This is a genomic window from Dialister sp. (assembly GCF_051885895.1).
Classification (GTDB): Bacteria; Bacillota; Negativicutes; order Veillonellales; family Dialisteraceae; genus Dialister.
Window position 1 is genome coordinate 18,062 of the sequence record NZ_JBJEXP010000080.1, and the last position, 17,772, is coordinate 35,833.

13 protein-coding genes are annotated in these 17,772 nt (G+C 48.2%); 5 read left to right on the forward strand and 8 right to left on the reverse strand.

Going from position 1 to position 17,772, the window contains the following annotated elements; genetic code table 11:
* Positions 1-44: 44 nt before the first annotated feature.
* From ACI4N7_RS07360 to ACI4N7_RS07370, 3 genes are all read right to left on the reverse strand, one after another.
* On the reverse strand, positions 45-1,652 hold the full coding sequence (locus ACI4N7_RS07360) for a peptide chain release factor 3 (RefSeq protein WP_439732705.1): 1,608 nt from the start codon (positions 1,650-1,652) through the stop codon (positions 45-47).
* Between the two features lie 235 nt (positions 1,653-1,887).
* Positions 1,888-2,841: an L-lactate dehydrogenase gene (locus tag ACI4N7_RS07365; RefSeq protein WP_439732706.1), complete on the reverse strand. Its 954-nt coding sequence runs from the start codon at positions 2,839-2,841 to the stop codon at positions 1,888-1,890.
* A gap of 510 nt (positions 2,842-3,351) precedes the next feature.
* Positions 3,352-3,537 (reverse strand): hypothetical protein, encoded by a 186-nt coding sequence (locus tag ACI4N7_RS07370; protein ID WP_439732707.1) that lies wholly within the window; start codon positions 3,535-3,537, stop codon positions 3,352-3,354.
* A gap of 362 nt (positions 3,538-3,899) precedes the next feature.
* On the opposite strand from ACI4N7_RS07370, the gene serC reads away from it, so the two are divergent.
* The 3 genes from serC to ACI4N7_RS07385 are packed head-to-tail and all read left to right on the forward strand — an operon-like array spanning position 3,900 to position 7,245.
* Complete coding sequence (serC, locus tag ACI4N7_RS07375) at positions 3,900-4,973, forward strand: 3-phosphoserine/phosphohydroxythreonine transaminase (protein ID WP_439732708.1); 1,074 nt, start codon at positions 3,900-3,902, stop codon at positions 4,971-4,973.
* Positions 4,974-5,007: 34 nt separating this feature from the next.
* A complete protein-coding gene (gene serA, locus ACI4N7_RS07380) occupies positions 5,008-6,597 on the forward strand; it encodes a phosphoglycerate dehydrogenase (RefSeq protein WP_439732709.1) in 1,590 nt (529 codons plus the stop codon).
* Between the two features lie 9 nt (positions 6,598-6,606).
* Positions 6,607-7,245 carry a histidine phosphatase family protein gene (locus ACI4N7_RS07385; protein WP_439732710.1) on the forward strand — a complete coding sequence of 213 codons (639 nt, stop codon included), beginning with the start codon at positions 6,607-6,609 and terminating at the stop codon, positions 7,243-7,245.
* Between the two features lie 115 nt (positions 7,246-7,360).
* Here the strand turns inward: ACI4N7_RS07385 and ACI4N7_RS07390 are convergent, their stop codons facing one another.
* Positions 7,361-7,978 (reverse strand): hypothetical protein, encoded by a 618-nt coding sequence (locus tag ACI4N7_RS07390; protein ID WP_439732711.1) that lies wholly within the window; start codon positions 7,976-7,978, stop codon positions 7,361-7,363.
* 564 nt (positions 7,979-8,542) lie between these two features.
* Between ACI4N7_RS07390 and ACI4N7_RS07395 the strand changes: the two genes are divergently transcribed.
* On the forward strand, positions 8,543-8,944 hold the full coding sequence (locus tag ACI4N7_RS07395) for a hypothetical protein (RefSeq protein ID WP_439732712.1): 402 nt from the start codon (positions 8,543-8,545) through the stop codon (positions 8,942-8,944).
* A gap of 100 nt (positions 8,945-9,044) precedes the next feature.
* On the opposite strand, the gene ACI4N7_RS07400 is transcribed toward ACI4N7_RS07395, so the two are convergent.
* The 4 genes from ACI4N7_RS07400 to cobN form a co-directional block, all read right to left on the reverse strand.
* The gene (locus ACI4N7_RS07400; RefSeq protein WP_439732713.1) at positions 9,045-9,911 is read right to left on the reverse strand and encodes a LysR family transcriptional regulator; all 867 of its coding nucleotides are present in this window, start codon (positions 9,909-9,911) and stop codon (positions 9,045-9,047) included.
* A gap of 223 nt (positions 9,912-10,134) precedes the next feature.
* Positions 10,135-10,851 carry a M48 family metallopeptidase gene (locus tag ACI4N7_RS07405; protein ID WP_439732714.1) on the reverse strand — a complete coding sequence of 239 codons (717 nt, stop codon included), beginning with the start codon at positions 10,849-10,851 and terminating at the stop codon, positions 10,135-10,137.
* 64 nt (positions 10,852-10,915) lie between these two features.
* Positions 10,916-11,860 carry a signal recognition particle-docking protein FtsY gene (gene ftsY, locus ACI4N7_RS07410; protein ID WP_439732715.1) on the reverse strand — a complete coding sequence of 315 codons (945 nt, stop codon included), beginning with the start codon at positions 11,858-11,860 and terminating at the stop codon, positions 10,916-10,918.
* Positions 11,861-12,942: 1,082 nt separating this feature from the next.
* A complete protein-coding gene (gene cobN / locus ACI4N7_RS07415; protein WP_439732716.1) occupies positions 12,943-16,659 on the reverse strand; it encodes a cobaltochelatase subunit CobN in 3,717 nt (1,238 codons plus the stop codon).
* A gap of 180 nt (positions 16,660-16,839) precedes the next feature.
* On the opposite strand from cobN, the gene ACI4N7_RS07420 reads away from it, so the two are divergent.
* Positions 16,840-17,676 (forward strand): MerR family transcriptional regulator, encoded by an 837-nt coding sequence (locus tag ACI4N7_RS07420; RefSeq protein ID WP_439732717.1) that lies wholly within the window; start codon positions 16,840-16,842, stop codon positions 17,674-17,676.
* Positions 17,677-17,772 lie beyond the last annotated feature (96 nt).

Consider the following 17,772-nt stretch of genomic DNA (forward strand, 5'->3'; position numbering starts at 1 on the left):
AATCAGCAGAATCATGGATGATTCTGCTGATTTTTCTATTAATACTAATTTCCTTCCAGCTCTGCCACTCCCAGAGGCGGGCTTTCCAGGAACTTGACCTTTGGATTTCTCTGGGCCAGCCAGCCTGCCTGCCATGCATTGGGCAGCAGGTATACCGGCCTTTCCCGGCGGTCATAAACCACCATGGCATTATCAATGCCTACCAGTTCTTCCGGCGGCACATCCCCCTCGGTCCAGCGGGCAGTCGTATAGCCAAGGGATTCCAGATTAACTGCCACATTGTACTCGTTTTCCAGTCTGTATTTCATGACTTCAAACTGCAGCTGTCCGACAGCACCGATGATGAAGGATTCCATGACATAGGGCTGCTTGTAAACCTGGATAGCCCCTTCCTGAGCCAGCTGGGTCACACCGTTCAGGAACTGCTTTCTCTTCATACTGCTTTCCGGAGAAAGGCGGGCGAAGAGTTCCGGCGGGAATACAGGGAAATCAATGAAGGTAACGGGATGTTTCTTCTCGCATACCGTATCTCCAACGCCCAGTTCACCCGTATCAAATACACCGATGATATCGCCGGGATAAGCCTTTTCCACAGTCTGTCTTTCTGTAGCCAGGAACTGCTGGGGCTGGGACAGACGGATGACTTTCCCGCTCTGCCGGTGAAGGACGCTCACGCCCTTTTCAAATACGCCGGAGCAGATGCGCATGAAGGCTACACGGTCATGATGCTTGGGATCCATATTGGCCTGGATCTTGAATACAAAAGCGGAGAAATTCGGATCTTCCGGTGAAATGGTCCCTTCCAGTGTCTTTCTCGGTTCCGGCGGCGGTGCCAGCTGGAGATACTTTTCCAGGAAAGGCTGTACGCCGAAATTGGTCATGGCGGATCCGAAGAACATGGGTGTCAGTTCGCCCCGGGCCACCTTGTCTGCGTCGAAGGGATCTCCCGCTTCATCCAGAAGTTCCAGATCATCTTTCAGAGACTTGATGATTTCCGGTGTCAGATGGGACGTAATCTTTTCATCATCTATTTTACCGGAAATCACATCCAGCTTTTTCACGCCATGGGCATTGTCCTTGATAAAGAGATGGCACATTTCTGTCTCTCTGTCATAAATGCCTGTATAGTCTCCATTCACTCCGATAGGCCAGTTCATAGGGCAGGAACGAATGCCAAGCACGTCTTCAATATCTGCCATCAGGTCAAAGGGATTCTTGCCGAAGTGATCGATTTTATTGACAAAAGTAAAAATAGGAATGCCCCGGTCGGAGCAGACTTTAAAAAGCTTCTTCGTCTGGGCTTCCACGCCTTTGGCCACGTCAATGACCATGACGGCGGAATCTACTGCCATAAGGGTGCGGTAGGTATCTTCGGAGAAGTCTGCATGCCCCGGTGTATCCAGGATATTGATGCGGCATCCCTGGTAATCAAACTGGAGTACGGAACTGGTAACGGAAATACCGCGCTGTTTTTCAATTTCCATCCAGTCGGAAACCGCATAGCGTGCCGTCTTCCTTGCTTTGACAGAACCTGCCAGATGGATGGCGCCGCCGTAAAGCAGCAGCTTTTCTGTAAGCGTCGTCTTGCCGGCATCCGGGTGGGAGATAATGGCAAAGGTACGGCGTCTCTTGATTTCTTCCAAATCAGTCATATTTCACCTCAAAAATAAAATAAGCGTCATATCATTATACCCCATGTGCCATAGCTGTGGAAAGGGGCCTCTGCATCAACAGCGGCAGCCATTTGTATTCCTAAAGATGGACACGCCCTGTGGGCATGAGAGCTGATGGCGCCTGCATTCTTCCGCATCCGGGAATATGATTAACCAACACCAAACCACCCCAAAACAAAAAGGGCACCCGTGGGGTACCCTTTTTCCAAAGAAATTACAGTGTGAGTGCTCTGGCAAAGTGTTCCTTCAGAATCTTGATGGAATGCTGCAGCTGCTCGTTTTCTTCTTCTGTGAGGTGAAGTTCAATGATATCTTCTACGCCGTCCTTGCCTACTTTCACCGGTACGGAAGCGAAGCTGTCATGAATGCCGTACTGTCCGTCCAGATATACGGAGCAGGGCAGAATTTTATGTTCATCGTGGTAAATGGCTCTCACCAGTTCAGCCGTAGCGGAAGATACGCCGAATTCCGTGCAGCCTTTCTTTGCGTTTTCAATATTTCCTTCGTCATGAACCTTCTTCAGGATTTCTTCCTTGGAGTCCATATGGTACATTTCCGGCTTCTCTTTCAGCAGTTCATCAATCGGCTTGCCTGCCACCTTTACATGGCTCCAGGGAATCATGCTGGAATCACCGTGTTCGCCCAAAAGATAGGCGGTGAGGGAACGGCGGTTGACCTTCAGCTGAGTGGAAAGCTGCATCTGCAGGCGGGCGGAATCCAGAGCTGTACCGGATCCGATAATTTTCGTCTTTGGCCAGTCCAGCTTGTACTGCAGATATTCCGCAATAATATCACAGGGGTTGGAAATGGAAATGATAATACCGTCAAAACCGGATTTTTTGATGAGCGGAAGGAATTCCTTGCTGGTAGCAATGGCACCATCCATCATATCCAGCCGGTTCTGTCCCTTCTGACGGGGTCTGCCGGAAGCATTGATAAGGATGTCTGCATCCTTCATATCATCCACGGTGCCTGCATAGGCTTCGAAATGATGAGGCTGGTAGCTCACCGCATCCAGAAGATCCAGCGATTCTCCGATGGCTTTGTCCTGATTTGTATCATAAAAAACCACCTCGTCTGCCAGTCCCTGCACAGCAAACTGCAGAGCCAGGTGGGATCCTACATTGCCTGCTCCAATAATACCGATTTTTCTAGTTTTGATTGCCATAAGAATTCCACACTCCTTTTCTTCCTTTCAGGAAATTCTTCCCTTCTCCTACATGGATTCTACATGCGGAAGCGCTGATTCAGTCATTGCCCGATTTCATTTCTGAATTTTATGAAATCAGGAGCTCTGAACAAACCTGTACTTCCATAGTATCATTATTTTGCATAATTGCATGCATGAATGTATTATAGCACTATTGGTGACAGGGTTCAAAGAGTTCCGTGCCTTTTTGCAAAAGGTTCTAAAATTTAACAGCCTTTCAAAATGAAAATTTTCCAAAGAAAAGCGGAAATGGAATTGACTCCGCAATTAACTCCCTCTAATCTTTTTTATAGCCTGCACGTCTTGAAGGCGATGCGGATATCCATTTTCTTTTTTCCGGATAGACCTGCATCACCAGGCAGGAAAGGGCAAAGCCGTTCACCCCCCATCACTTGTCTTCCCTTTACAGGCGATATAAAATAAAAACGCAGGACAGGGCCCCACGATAGGCGAAGGCATTCAGCCAGGTCACGTGATACGGACTGTCCTGTTTTCTATTGCCTGTTCCACCCGGAAGACACCGGACAGCCCTCCGGACTGCTTCAAAATCCCATTGATTTCACCGGTCCATAGATGGGCAGGACCATGAGTCTGATGATTTTCCCTGATACCGGACAGCATAAGGGCGCTTTTGATACTCAGCCTGTTCTCCAATTTTCTTCTTGACAAAGTGAAAGGACCGGGGCTATAATCCAGTCATACGAAACAGGCGATGATGAAGAAGGGGTAATGAGACTTTTTCAGAGAGGCAGCGGCCGGTGAGAGCTGCTAAAGAATGATTATCTTTCCACTTCGGAGACATGGATGAAGAATCTTTCGGGCAGGCCCGTTACAGCCTTTCAAAGATGGCCTTTCGGCAATTTGGGTGGTATCGCGGGTGCTCTCGTCCCTTAGTGGATGAAGAGCGTTTTTTTATACCTGCTCTCCCTTTACCGTGGCTAAATTGGGTGGCACCGCGAGAAAAGAGAAGCTCGTCCCATGGGACGTCTTCTCTTTTTGTGTTATCGGGAGGTTTTATGATGAAGCGAGTATTCAATTTCAATGCCGGTCCTTCCCCTATGCCCCTGGAAGTACTGGAAGCCATGAAAGAAGATCTGACCAATTTCAAAAATACAGGTATGGGCATCACCGAGATCAGCCATCGTTCCAAAGAGTTCCAGGATATGCTGGATGAAACGAAAGCGCTCCTCCGCCAGCTCATGCACCTTTCCCGGGACTATGAAATCGTGTTTATCCAGGGCGGCGGCACAATGCAGTTCCTCATGACAGGATACAATTTCCTTCATACCCGGGCCGCCTATGCGGATACGGGCGTATGGGCCCACAAAGCGAGAAACACCGCAGCCTTCTTCGGAGAAGTCTACGATGCCAATTCCGCCCAGGATCGGAATTACTCCTACATTCCCGACACCTACGATATCAAGGACGGCACGGATTACCTTTACATCTGCGCAAACAATACCATTTACGGCACGGAATACCAGAAATTTCCGGAGGTAAAAATCCCCCTCATCTGCGACATGTCTTCGGACATCCTTTCCAGAGATATAGATTTCAACCGGTTCGACATGATCTGGGCAGGCATCCAGAAAAATCTGGGCGCCGCCGGTGTGGCCCTGGCCATTATTAAGAAAAGCCTATTAGAAACAGCCCGCCGGGATATCCCGGAATTCCTGCAGTACAATACCTTCGTGAAAAAAGATTCCACCTACAATACTCCGCCGGTATTCTGTATCTACACACTGAACCGCATGCTCCACTGGATTAAAAACATGGGCGGTCTGAAGGCCATCGAAGAAAGAAACAAGGTCAAGGCAGGACTCATTTACCGCGTTATCGATGAAAGTGACGGATTCTACAAGGGACATGCGGAAAAGGAAGCCAGAAGCCGCATGAATATTACCTTTAACCTGGCCAGCGAAGCCATGGAAAAAGATTTCGTGGAAAAAGCCAAAGCCCATGATTTCATCGGTGTCAAAGGACACCGTCTGGTGGGCGGCCTCCGGGTGTCCCTCTACAATGCGGTGACGCCGGAAGCAGCGGAAGCGCTGGCTCAGTTTATGGAAGAATACGAAAGAGTAAACGGATAATATTTGCAAATCAATTGAACAGGAGGAACCTATTATGTTTAGAATTTTCATTACCGCCGATGTAGCCAAGGAAGCCAAAGAAATTCTGGAAAAAGAATTCATTGTAGATATCCAGCCCAACATGAAAGAGGACGAGCTCTGCAAGGTCATCGGAAACTATGATGCCATCATTACCAGAAGCCAGACAAAGGTCACAAAGAAAGTCATCGATGCAGCTGCAAATCTGAAAGTCATCGGCCGCGCCGGCGTAGGCATTGACGGGATTGATGTGAAGGAAGCCACCCAGAAGGGCATTACCGTAGTAAACACACCGGAATCCAATACCATTGCCGCCTGCGAGCACACCATTGCCCTCATGCTGTCCATGACCCGCCATATCCCCCAGGCCCATCAGTCCATTATGGAAGGACGCTGGGACAGGAAGAGCTTTACCGGCATCCAGCTCCTGAACAAAACCGTAGGCATTATCGGTGTTGGCCGTGTAGGTTCCAACGTGGCCAAACGGCTCCAGGCCTTCAATATGAAAACCATCGGCTATGATCCCTATATTCCTCTGGAAAGAGGCAAGCAGCTGGGCGTGGAGCTGGTAGACCTGGACACCCTCCTCAAAGAATCTGACTACATCACCCTCCATACGCCCCTCACCGATGAAACCAGAGGCATGATCGGTAAAAAGGAAATCGAAAAGATGAAAGACGGCGTCCGCATTGTCAATGCATCCCGCGGTGCTGTAGTGGATATCTATGCTCTGGCAGAAGCGCTGAAGAGCGGCAAGGTGGCCGGCGCCGGTATCGACGTATGGCCCAATGAACCGCTGAAACCGGAAGAGAACCCCTTCCTGGGCATGACCAATGTAGCTCTCACCCCGCACCTCGGCGCTTCCACCAAAGAAGCCCAGGCCGGCGTTGCCACCGATGTGGCCGTAGGCGTCATGCAGGCTCTCCATGGTGAACCGGTAGCCACTGCCGTCAATGCCTCCCCCATTACCAAAGCTACCCTCCATGTCATCCAGCCCTACTTCAATCTCTGTGAACGCATGGGCAACATTGCCATCGACCTGGCCGGCGGCCGGATTAACCGTGTCAATGTGGAATACACCGGCGAACTGGCCGATACGGAAACAGCACCTCTGACCACCGCTGTTCTGAAAGGCCTGCTGGCTCCCGTGCTCCAGCAGACTGTAAACTTTGTCAATGCCAGAGGCATTGCGGAAGAACGGCATATGGACGTAAGAGAAGTCAAAGCCAAGAAAGGCCATTATTTCACTAACACTATCTCCCTTACCGTAGATACGGATAAAGGAAGCCACCGCATTACCGGCTCCCTCTTTGACCGCAAAGAAGCGAAAATCGTATCCATCGACCATTTCCGCGTAGATATCGAACCAAAAGGCTGCATCATCATTGCGCCTCATGAAGATAAGCCCGGCATGATCGGCCAGGTAGCTTCCGTTCTGGGCAGAGAGCATATCAACATCAACGGCATGCAGGTAGGCGCCGGCCAGGAAGCAGGCACCAATGTCATGGTAGTGGCGGTAGATAAGGATATCCCCTCCGCTCTCATTCCCGCCCTCATGAATATTGAAGGCATTCATGATGTAAAAATCGTTCACTGCGAACATTAAGGAGTTCCCATGATACGCATTATCCTTCTCCGCCATGGAGAAACCACCTGGAATATCGAAGGCCGCTACCAGGGCCAGGAAGACACGCCCCTTTCCGAAAGAGGGAAGAGACAGGGAGAAAAAGCCGCCCTGGCCCTGAAGGACATTCCCATCGACCGGGCCATTTCTTCTCCCCTCTCCCGCTCCTATGAAACCTGCCGCATGGCCGCAGACTACCATCATCTCACCGTAGCCAAAGACGAAAGGCTGACGGAAATTTCTCACGGCCTTTGGGAAGGCATTCATGCTGATGAAATCGAAGCCCGCTATCCCAAAGAATTTCACCTCTGGCATACCCATCCCGAACAGGTGCAGATGCCGGAAGGCGAATGTCTGGAAGACGTGCGGAAACGGGTCCGGCAGGCTTTTGATGAATATGCCGCCAGATACGACGGCGAAACAGTGCTTGTGGCTGCCCACGATGCGGTCAATAAAGCCATCATCTGCGACCTTCTGGGCCTTTCCATGGCCCACTTCTGGCAGATCAAGCAGGACAATGCCTGCATTAACGTACTGGAATGTGATAAAGGCACCTGGCGTCTGGTCACTCTGAACAGTACCAATCACCTGGGCTACCTGGTCAGCGGCATTGAACAGAAAGGGCTGTAAGAGAAAACAAAAAGCAGTGAATCCATGAAGATTCACTGCTTTTTTCATGTCATAAAATCATTTTCCAGTTGAAACGCTGATTCAATTCTGCGGATTCATCCATGCTTTTCAAGCTTCAGCTGTTCATGACTGCCTTGGGCGTGTGATCCGCTGTTTCACCGGTGAGGCTTTTAGACACATCGGTAGGTACACGGCGGTAGGGGAATGTCTTGTATATCTTTTTCATAATATCGTCAAGGATATACACATTCCGTGAAGTTGCCTCGTCTTCCGTAGCAAAATAAGTGCCCCGGTCATCTCTCACCGTACCGTCTGTTTTCTTATAGGTGTAAATATCCACAATGGCCCTGGTCTGGAGAATGGCATCTCCATCATCAAAGAGGAACCGGCGGAACACCCACTGGGACCACTGAATGACCGGCATAACCACAATGTCCGCCCCTGCTTCATCTGCAATCTGCGGAAGCTGGGAGGGCGAAACCGCTTCCTCATAGCCCGTCACATCCAGGGTACGGTAATAGGGATAGCGGAAAATCTGCTTCATTTCCCGATTCACATAGGAAGCGGCTTCCGCACCATTGCCCCGGTATCGGGCGGGAAGAAGCAGTACCGTACGGGTATTGTCAAAATAGCCCATCTTTCTGTTCATGTCCTGCTGATCTGACGCCTCCGCCAGAACGCCCAGAGATAAGGCAAGGAAAAACGAAATTAGAAAAGTGATGATTTTTTTCATGGAAACCTCCTTTTTGTACAAAGGTTCAACGGGTTCTCAGGTTTGACAGCCGCCTTTGGCGGCCATCCATATGCAGACGGCGTTACATGCCTGCCTTCCTGCCCGCCGCATCATTCCGGTTCGGTCAGCTGACAATAGGAAGACCTTTTGATGGGCAGTCAGAGGACCTGCTTCGGCTGACCTGGAAGAATCCAGGTACACGGCGATAACAGCTCCGGCCAGCTCATTGTCCCAATATCTCTCCAGCCCCATTCTATCACTTTCTCTCTCTTCGTCCAGCTATAAGATATTTATAAAGTCGGATAAGAATTTTTCTATATCATCCTGTTTTTAGAGTTTACTCTTCTTTTACACTTTTTAAGGCGAAAACGGAAATTTCCTATGGGCGGTCATCCTGTTTCCTCCTCCTTCCTCTCATCTCCTCGGCGGTCATGGACGGTGCTTTGAAACAGCCAGATTTTATCGTTAATCTCTCGCTTTCGGAGCATGGGCAGCTAAAATGCATCATGCTATAATCGAATTATATAAAGAATCATCATCATAAAAATCCGGAGGGAATTCTGTATGCCGTTCCTTTTTTTCTGGTGCCTTTTTCTATGTGCCATTAACGCATATCTTGTCTTTGCCTATAAAACAGAATTAAGTGAAACCTTTGAACAGAAAATGACCTATTTCCTTGGCGGTCATATAGCCTTTGTATACAATCTCTGTTTTCCCTGGATGGCCTGGTTTATGACGGAAAACCTGCGTCCCGCCCTGATCTGCCTGTACCTTCTTCTCAACTACTGCACCCTGGCCCGCATGATGCATGTCGATTACCACGGGCTCATCAATGTGGTATGGGGTGACGCATCCCATCACCATTCCTTTGCCCTGCGGCTGAAACTGGAAAAACTGTCCGCCGCCCTCTTCCTGGGAATTTCTACCTGGCTCTTCGGTATCCTGGGTTTTCTGGTCAAACTGTAAAACGGGGCTTCCGCTCCAAAAATAAAAGCCCTGCGAAATCGAATGGTTTCGCAGGGGCAGGAAAGTACTGACTGAAGTGCATCGTGCCGGTCAGTGCTTTTTATACCTTAAAGTAATGTCTGAGATAATCTACAAAGATCTTCACCGGTGTAGACTGCAGCATGGCCTGTTTGTAAATCAGGTGGCTGGGCCGGAGAAGGGGATGTTTCTGCTTGTCATAAATCATTTCCCTGTTCACCTGGGGAGCGCACTTGGGCAGAAGATCTGCCGGAATAAGGGAATGGCCCAGGCCCTGGTTCACGATTTCCACACAGGTCAGGCAATCGGACACCGTCAGCATAAAATGAGGAGATTCCGTGAAGTTCTGTCTCCACCAGCGGGTCCTCAGTTCATCCAGGGAAGGATCGCTCCGATAACGGATAGACGGCTGATCCGGCAGCGTATTATAGTCGATTTTCTTGGCGGAAATCAGATACAGCGGCGCATCTTCCAGCAGAATATCCGCATCCGGCCATTCCTGGTTTCCACGGACAATGGCCAAGTGGATATCTTCTTTTTTTACCAGTTTTACCAGCTGATCGCTGGTATCTGTGGTCAGGGAAATTTCAATATCGCTGTATTCATCTACAAACCCCTTCAGAATAGCAGGCATATGAGACTGGGCAAAGGACTGGCTGGCGCCGATGCGGAGCACGCCGGAAATGGAATTCGGTTCGTGGGTTACATAATTTTTCATGTCCTGGTACTGCTGCAGCTCTTTCTCTGCAAAAGAGAAGAGACGGTTCCCGGCATCCGTAAAATGAACCCCTTTATTGGTGCGGATAAACAAAGGACAGCCGATTTCCTTTTCCATCTGGCTCAAACGATATGTTAAAGACGGCTGTGTCATGAACAGCCGCTTTGCTACCTTGTTAATGCTTCGTTCTTCACGAAGATATATCAGGATTTTCCAGTCCGTATTATTCATTGAAATACCCCTTGCAAACCATAATCAAACAACCATGGTATAAAAATATTTTGGTATAAAATTATTTTATTAGATTATACCATATTTTTGTCAATAGAAGTAGAGGGAAAGACGAAAGAAGGCAGAAAACCAAAGCACAAAATCTTTTTGCCTGCCGGTATTGACGCCATTTCACTGCTTTCCCATGCCTGACAGGAGGCTTTAGATTTCCATACCCATTCCCTCATACAAACTCTCTGGGCCAGGAAGACAGTTTCCTTGTCCTTTCCTTATAGTCAGGAATCCAATAAGCCATGAGATCGTGGAATCGCCTGGTATGGCCCGTTTCCAGAAGGTGATTCAATTCGTGCACAACTACGGACTCGATGCACGCTTCCGGTTTCGTCACCAGATCCAGCGCAAAGCAGAGTTCGCCGGTGCGTACATTGCAGCTGCCCCACCGGCTTTTCATGACACGGACAGTAAAGGAAGCCGGCTCAACTTTCATGCGGGGTGCCCAGATTTCTATATATTTTTCTATTACCTGTGCCAGTTCTTCCTTCATCATTTTTTTATAGGCGCCGGACAGGTCCCTGGTGCGGGGTGTCACAAACACTTTCATTTCCCCGCCCTCTATCAGAATCTGATTCTGCCGGGCATAAGAAAAAAGCACAGGATACTCTTTTCCCAGAAAATAATGCATTTCTCCGCTGTGATAGTCATAGCATTTCAAGGCCGGCAGTTTACGAAGGTTTTCCTGTATCCAGCGGTCTTTGGAGTCGATAAATTTCTCAATTCTTTCCATAGGCAGATAGTCCGGCGCCGACACCCTGACTTTTCCGTCTCTGGTAATCCGCAGGTAAATCGCCTGGACATTCCGTTTGAATGTGACAGTGACCGGATAGGGATAGCTTTTCCCCGGTACAATAGATCTCCGGTTCACTGCATTATATTTCTTCATGCATTTTCTCTTTCTAAAAAAAATCAGGAATGCATGGAAAATGCATTCCTGATCTGGCATACATTTATACTTTTGTGCTCTCCTGCAGCACATGATCATCGGTTTCGAAGAGGGCCTTCGCAAAATCATCCGGATTGAACCGTTCCAGATCGTCTTCCCTTTCTCCCAGGCCGATCCATTTGATCGGTACATGCAGTTCTTCATGTACGGAAAGCACTACGCCTCCCTTAGCCGTACCGTCCAGCTTGGTCAGTACCACCCCAGTAAGCGGTACGATTTCTCCGAAATTTTTTGCCTGGCTGATGGCATTCTGGCCGGTAGTCGCATCCAGTACCAGGAGTGTCTGGTGCGGTGCATCGGGAATCACCTTTTTCACCACACGGCTGATTTTTCCCAGTTCCTCCATCAGATTCACCTTTGTCTGGAGACGGCCTGCCGTATCAATCAGCACCACATCCGCTCCTCTTGCCTTGGCGGCAGACACCGCATCAAAAGCCACTGCTGCCGGATCCGCTCCTTCTGCATGCTTGACAATATCAGCTCCCGTCCGTTCCGCCCAGATCGTGAGCTGCTCCGATGCAGCAGCACGGAATGTATCTGCTGCCGCCAGAAGCACCTTTTTCCCTTCCTTATGAAGTCTTCCTGACAGTTTGCCGATGGTGGTGGTCTTGCCTACCCCGTTGACTCCTACCACCAGAATCACTTCCGGATGATGGGTATACTCCTCTCCTGCTGTATCGTCCTTAAGAAGCTCCTTTACCGTTTTCTCCATGAAGGGCATTACTTCATTCGTATTGTGAATAACCCCTTCCGTTACACCACGGCGGATCTGGCGCATCAGGTAGTCCGTGGTGCGGACGCCGATATCCCCGGAAAGAAGAACCATTTCCAGATCCTCGAGAAAGTCCTCATCAATCTGGGCATATCCGATAACTACGCTTTCAATATTCTTAATCAGACTCTGCTTGGTCTTCGTAAGACCTTTTTTGATTTTATCAAAAAATCCCATACTTATTCCTCCGAACACACAATAATATATTTTATTGTACCATATATGAACCTGCAAAGGAAATTCGCCAGACACGGGAAAAAGGGTATCTTTTCCCAGTGTCTCCCGTAAAACGATGATATGGATACTACCGGTATGGAGCAGGCATTTTTCACTATATATCGTCAGGCTTCCCATAAAATATCCTCACCGGATATTTCAGTCAATTCCATGCATCCGGATCCTCTGCCCGGTATACCGGGCCTCTTCTGTAGACGCAGAACCGGCGCTTAATGGAAATGAAAAACAGCAGATGCAATCTCCATTTTTCGTTTCCCATCATTCTATCTCCTGCAATTTATTTTATAACAGGCAGGAAAATATGTAACATACATTCTTCAAACTCATATTTAAACTTGTACTTTCAAAATTGGCAAACATAATTTCTACTTTTCATATTTCCATATCCTGTTTTATAAGATATAATAAATGAAGATGAGAGTCTGGTTCAAGTCCGGGGAGTGGCCACGAAAAAATACCCGGTTCCTGATCCCGCTGCAAGCCATCTCGCATAGATGAATCCATAAGAGCTCCGGGCATCCGGCCCGTTCAATGCGTTCTGAGTTTTCAAATCCCTTCCGGATGAGAACTCAAATTGGAATCTATCGCCAACGAGATAGGAAAGCCTGAAGAAAGCGTCCTTCTATGGATCGGACAGTTTCGCCTAGGAATCTGTCTGTGCGCACGCCTTTTTCAGGCTTTTCGTAGTGGGAATTTCTGCTTTCTAAAATTTAATATACAAAATTTATAATTATTGTCAACAAACATAAATCAGTAAAAAAGCACTATATTGATCAAATGTAGACTTTAACAGAAATAAACCCGTAAAAAGGGGATGCGAAAAAATGTTCATTCATTTTCTTCACATCCCTTTTTCATGACTTCTGTATTCCTCCTGGATTTTCGAGATCCGCCGGAATCCTGAAATAGCGCTGCAGCGTCCTCCTGCTGTTGTCACCTCGATCCGATATCGAACTGTCTGACAGAAGCTTATCATTTTTCACGAGCCTTTTTTGAGATTCCTGCCGGATGAAACGATCCTGTCATGAATCCGCCTGATTTTCCTCTTCCAGCTCTCCTTCTATATCAAGGTACAGGGACTCCAGCTGATCCATTGTTTCATCAGCAGCCTTCCAGAGGCCCCTCTTTTCTGCTTCCAGCAGGGTTTCGGTAATCCGCTGCAGAGCCCAGGGATTCACCTCTTTCATCCAGTCCTGCACTACGGGATCCAGCGCATAGGCCTGTGCCAGCTTTTCATACATCCAGTCTTCCATTACCCTGCTGGTAGCATCCCACTGGAAACTGATGGCTGCGCGGCTGGACAGGTCTGCCGCCCCTTTGTATCCGTGCTGCATCATACCATGGATAAATTTTGGGTTCACCGTTTCCATACGAAAGATTCTCTTAGCCTGTTCCTGTACACTGCGGACTTTGATTTCTCCCCGGTCCGTGCTGTCTCCTTCATAGGAATGGGGCTGTTTACCGGAAAGACTCCTTACCGCCGCAATCATGCCGCCATGATAGGCATTATAGTCATCACTGCTCATCATATTGGTTTCATGGTTATCTTCATTTTTAATGGTTACATCCATATGGGAAAGCCGTTCTTTAAAAAGTTCCGGCTTATAGTCGCCCTTTGCGGAGCTTCCATAGGCATGTCCTCCCCAGCGGACAAAAACACGGGAAAGGTCATTAAGACTATCCCATTTCTTAGATTCCAGCAGTGCAGAAACGCCGGCGCCATAGGTCCCCGGTGCATCGCCAAAAATGCGGTAGCACGCCTCCCTCCATGCTTCATGGGCCTCCATTCCTTTTTCTTCCATGGCATGACTGTCATGAAGGGCATGTTTTCTTACAAAATTATCCTCTTCTTTTTCCGGAAGCGAAGCTGCCAGAAGAACCGCCTTATCCATAAGAGACACAACTGCCGGCATGGTATCCCGGAACAGACCGCTGATCCTCCCTGTCACATCCAGTCTTGGCCGTTTCAGCTCCGTGAGGGGAATCACTTCCAGATGCTTTACATAAAGGCTCCCCTTCTCCCACAGGGGGCGAATGCCCATAAGGTACAGGAATTCTGCAATGCACTGTCCATGGCTTCTCATATTGGCGCCGGACCAGAAGACCATGCCGATATTTTCAGGATATTTCCCTTCTTCCCGGATATACTGCGCAATGACTTCATCTCCCAGTTTTTTCCCTACTTCCCATGCCGTTTTGGTAGGAAGCCGGCGGGGATCAATGCCGTAAAAATTGATTCCCGCCGGAAGAAGAGACACACCACCGGCATGAGGAGATCCCGAAGGCCCGGGCATAATATATTTCCCTGCAGTTCCTTCCAGAATATGCCGCATCTCATTTTCCGTACCGGACAGTCTTTTATACAGATCATGGCAGATATACTGTGCTGTTTCTTCCGCTTCCTTCCTCCATGCTCTGCTTCCTTCCTGCATAAAGCCCCACGAAAGTACCTTTTGTATTCCCTCGTCACGGAACTGATCTTCTTTGAGCCCCTGTACAAACTGCCTTGCCTCCTGCCTGATCTGTGCCATCATTTCGCTGCCCGTCAGATTTTCCGGAAGAAGAACCTGGGCTTTTTCCATCAGTTCTTTGACCTGATGTCCCCGTTTTTCAGAAAAAAGTTCAAAAATGGAAGGAATATCCTCATTGGGCTGCCTCATGAGCTGGAGAATTTCATCAACCAGGATATCTCCTTCCGGCATTCGTCCCAAAACATGAAGGCCTGCATGACATTCGCTGTTTTTCAGGTCTTCTATATAGCTGTGCAGTCTGCCCAGATATGAGGAAAAAGGCTCCTTTTCATCATAAGATACCTCACCATCCAGGTTTGCTTTGGATGCCAGCTTTCGTATAACTGCAGTGAGACGCTCCGCCGTTTCCGGTTCTGTTTTCAGAAAATGGGCATATTCATCCATCGCCTTATCCAGCTCTTCCAGTTCATCATAGGTGCCTGCATCGGTCATGGGTGCCGGCATATGGTCCACCAGACAGGCGCTTCCCCGGCGTTTGGCCTGAATGCCTTCCCCGGTAATCGTCATGTGATAGGGATATACATTGGGAAGGGACCCTAAAGCCAGGTCCGGATAGCTGCTGCGGTCAAGGCCTGCTCCCTTGCCCGGCAGCCATTCCAGATTTCCATGAGTGCCCACGTGAATGACGGCATCCGCCTTCCATATATCCCTTATCCACTGGTAGTAGGCCAGGTATTGATGGGTAGGCGCTATATAGGGATCATGATAGATTTTATCAGCATCAAAGCCATAGCCTCTGGGTGCCTGCACGGTAATGAATACATGCCCGTCCAAAACGCCGGGTACCAGAATATTTCCTTCTTCATCCACCATAACGGTTCCCGGTGCTTTTCCCCAGTCTTTTTCCATCTGTTTTTTCACATCTTCCGGAAAAGTACTGAAAAAATTCTTATACTGCCTTTCAGTCACTTTATGGCAGGATTTCTCCTGTTCTTCTGTCAGAAGAGAGATATCATTGGTTGCTTCATGGGTGATCATCCGGATCAGCTCCCGGCCATCCTCAGGCACATGATCCACCCGATATCCTTCTTCCTTCATCCTTCCCAGCAGACAGCGCACGCTTTCTATGCTGTCGAGGCCGAAGGCGCTTCCTATGTTGGAATTTTTCGGTGGATAATTATGAAAAATAATGGCAATCTTTTTATCTTTATTAGCTTTTCTGTGCAGGCGGGCCCAGGCTCCTGCCTTCGCTGCCATGGCGGAAATCCGTTCTTCTACAGGCAGATACTCTACTTCTCCCGTTTCTTTTACATGTTTGGCAGCAATGGGCACTCCATGGATGACACCGTCAAATTCAGGCATGGCTATACTGATGGACACTTCCATGGCATTCATGCCCTCCTGTGACTTTCTCCATTCTTCTTCCGGCATAAGAAGGGAATAGCACTGCAGTACCGGCACACCTAATTCATGGATAGTTTCCCTGGAAATAGAACCGGAGGTGGTGAAGGAAAATTTCATCACATTCACCAGCCCGTCAATCACCACTTTTCCCTCTTTTATGAAATAATGACGGAAGACATCATCCAGAGACGGCATGCCCAGCTTCGTATCGGGAAGGCCGTTGGTAAAGACGGGAATCACGTTCAATCCCTGCTTTTCCGCTTCCCTGATGAATGCATCCTGATACTTCGTATCTCCCCACACCCATTCATCCCGGTAAAACAGAAATCCCAGGGTCGGCCTTCCCGGTATGCAGAAGATACGGAGATAGTCATTAAGGTCTGTCATATATCCCTTCTGCATATGAGGATGATACAGTCCTGCCCAGCAGAGCGGAGAAGGCGCCTTCGGTTTTTCCATGGACGCATCAAAAAGGCCGGCCCCATAAAGCCATACATTCCTGTAGTTTTCCATGCCTCCATAAAAGCAGTATTTTTTAATGACTTCTATGTCTTCGTCTTTGATCCATTTTCTGCATTCTTCTTCCGCTGATCCGGCAGCATCCATGTAATAGGGAATTCTCTGTCTTTCCAGGTAAGAAAGGCACTGCTGCCAGAACTTCGTGCGAATACTGTTTCCCATGAATTTAATCATCACAAGAGATGCCCCCTGAAGAACAGGGACATAGGTATCAAAACGGTCTCCATCGGCAGTTTTGATGGTACGGCATTCCTCAGAAAGCTTTCCCTCCCGCTGCAGCGATTCCATAGCCCGGTTCATCATGAAGTACCGGCGGTCCACATTGGTCATATATATAAGTTTCATGGCATCATCCCCCTGCCTTCCACATCTGCCTTCTGTCCTAAAGAAACAGAGGCTGATGTACAGATTATATTTTATTAGTCTTCAAATATTATTATATAAATGTTTTATTATGATATAATAAATTTATGTATATGATTTATTATAAAGCATATAGCTGTTGTATGGTCAAAGGAATATGCCATGGATAACGATCCTTACTTTACTGCTGGCGAATTGGCCCGTATCTTCGGCCTTTCCAAGCAGGCCCTGCTTTATTACGATAAAATCCACCTGCTTACGCCGGATTTTATCGCAGAAAATGGATATCGTCACTATTCTATTCATCAGTACCTGGACCTGGAAATTATTGTCAACCTCAGAAAATTGGATATCTCCATTTCTGATATCAAAGAATACATGAAAAACAGAAGCGCAGAAAATCTCAGCCATCTGCTTAATAAGAAATACGATTCCTGTGAAAAAACGATTCATTCTCTGCAGGAAATCGAAGGTTCCATTTCCCATATCCGCCATACACTGGAGGAAGATCAAAAGCTGCCGGTAGATCAAATATTCATTCAGCAGCAGGAACAGCGTTTTCTTCATCGGGAATCCCTGAAATCCGTCAAAAGCGGAAAGGACAGGATTTCCCTTTTTGCCAGAGCTTCTCAGGATGCCCATAGCGGCTTCACCGTACTGGAACGGCAGGTAGGATGGATCCTGACGCAGGAGGATTACCTGGTCAAAGGAGACACCATCAATTCCTCCGCCTATTACATCCTGTATCCGCCGGAAATCTCCCCTTCCTGCGCCAATACCGTTCTTCCTTCGGGGCTGTACTGCCATGCCGTTTTTAAAGGGAGTTTCTACGAAAAGGGTTCTGCCCTGCGTGACCGGCTTCTGGCTTTTCTAAAAGCCTGCCATATGACTCCCTGTAGTGATATTTATGTTCTTCCTGTAGAAAACCACTGGTTTACGAAACAGTCCGATCATTATCTGACCCGCCTGTTTTTTGCCGTAAAAGCCCAAAAGCATTAAGGAAGCACTGATTAATTCATAGAGTTTACTTTCATAAGAAAGAAAGCAAACAGCGAATTAATCAGCGCTTCCTTAAACTTCTATCCTGCACCATGG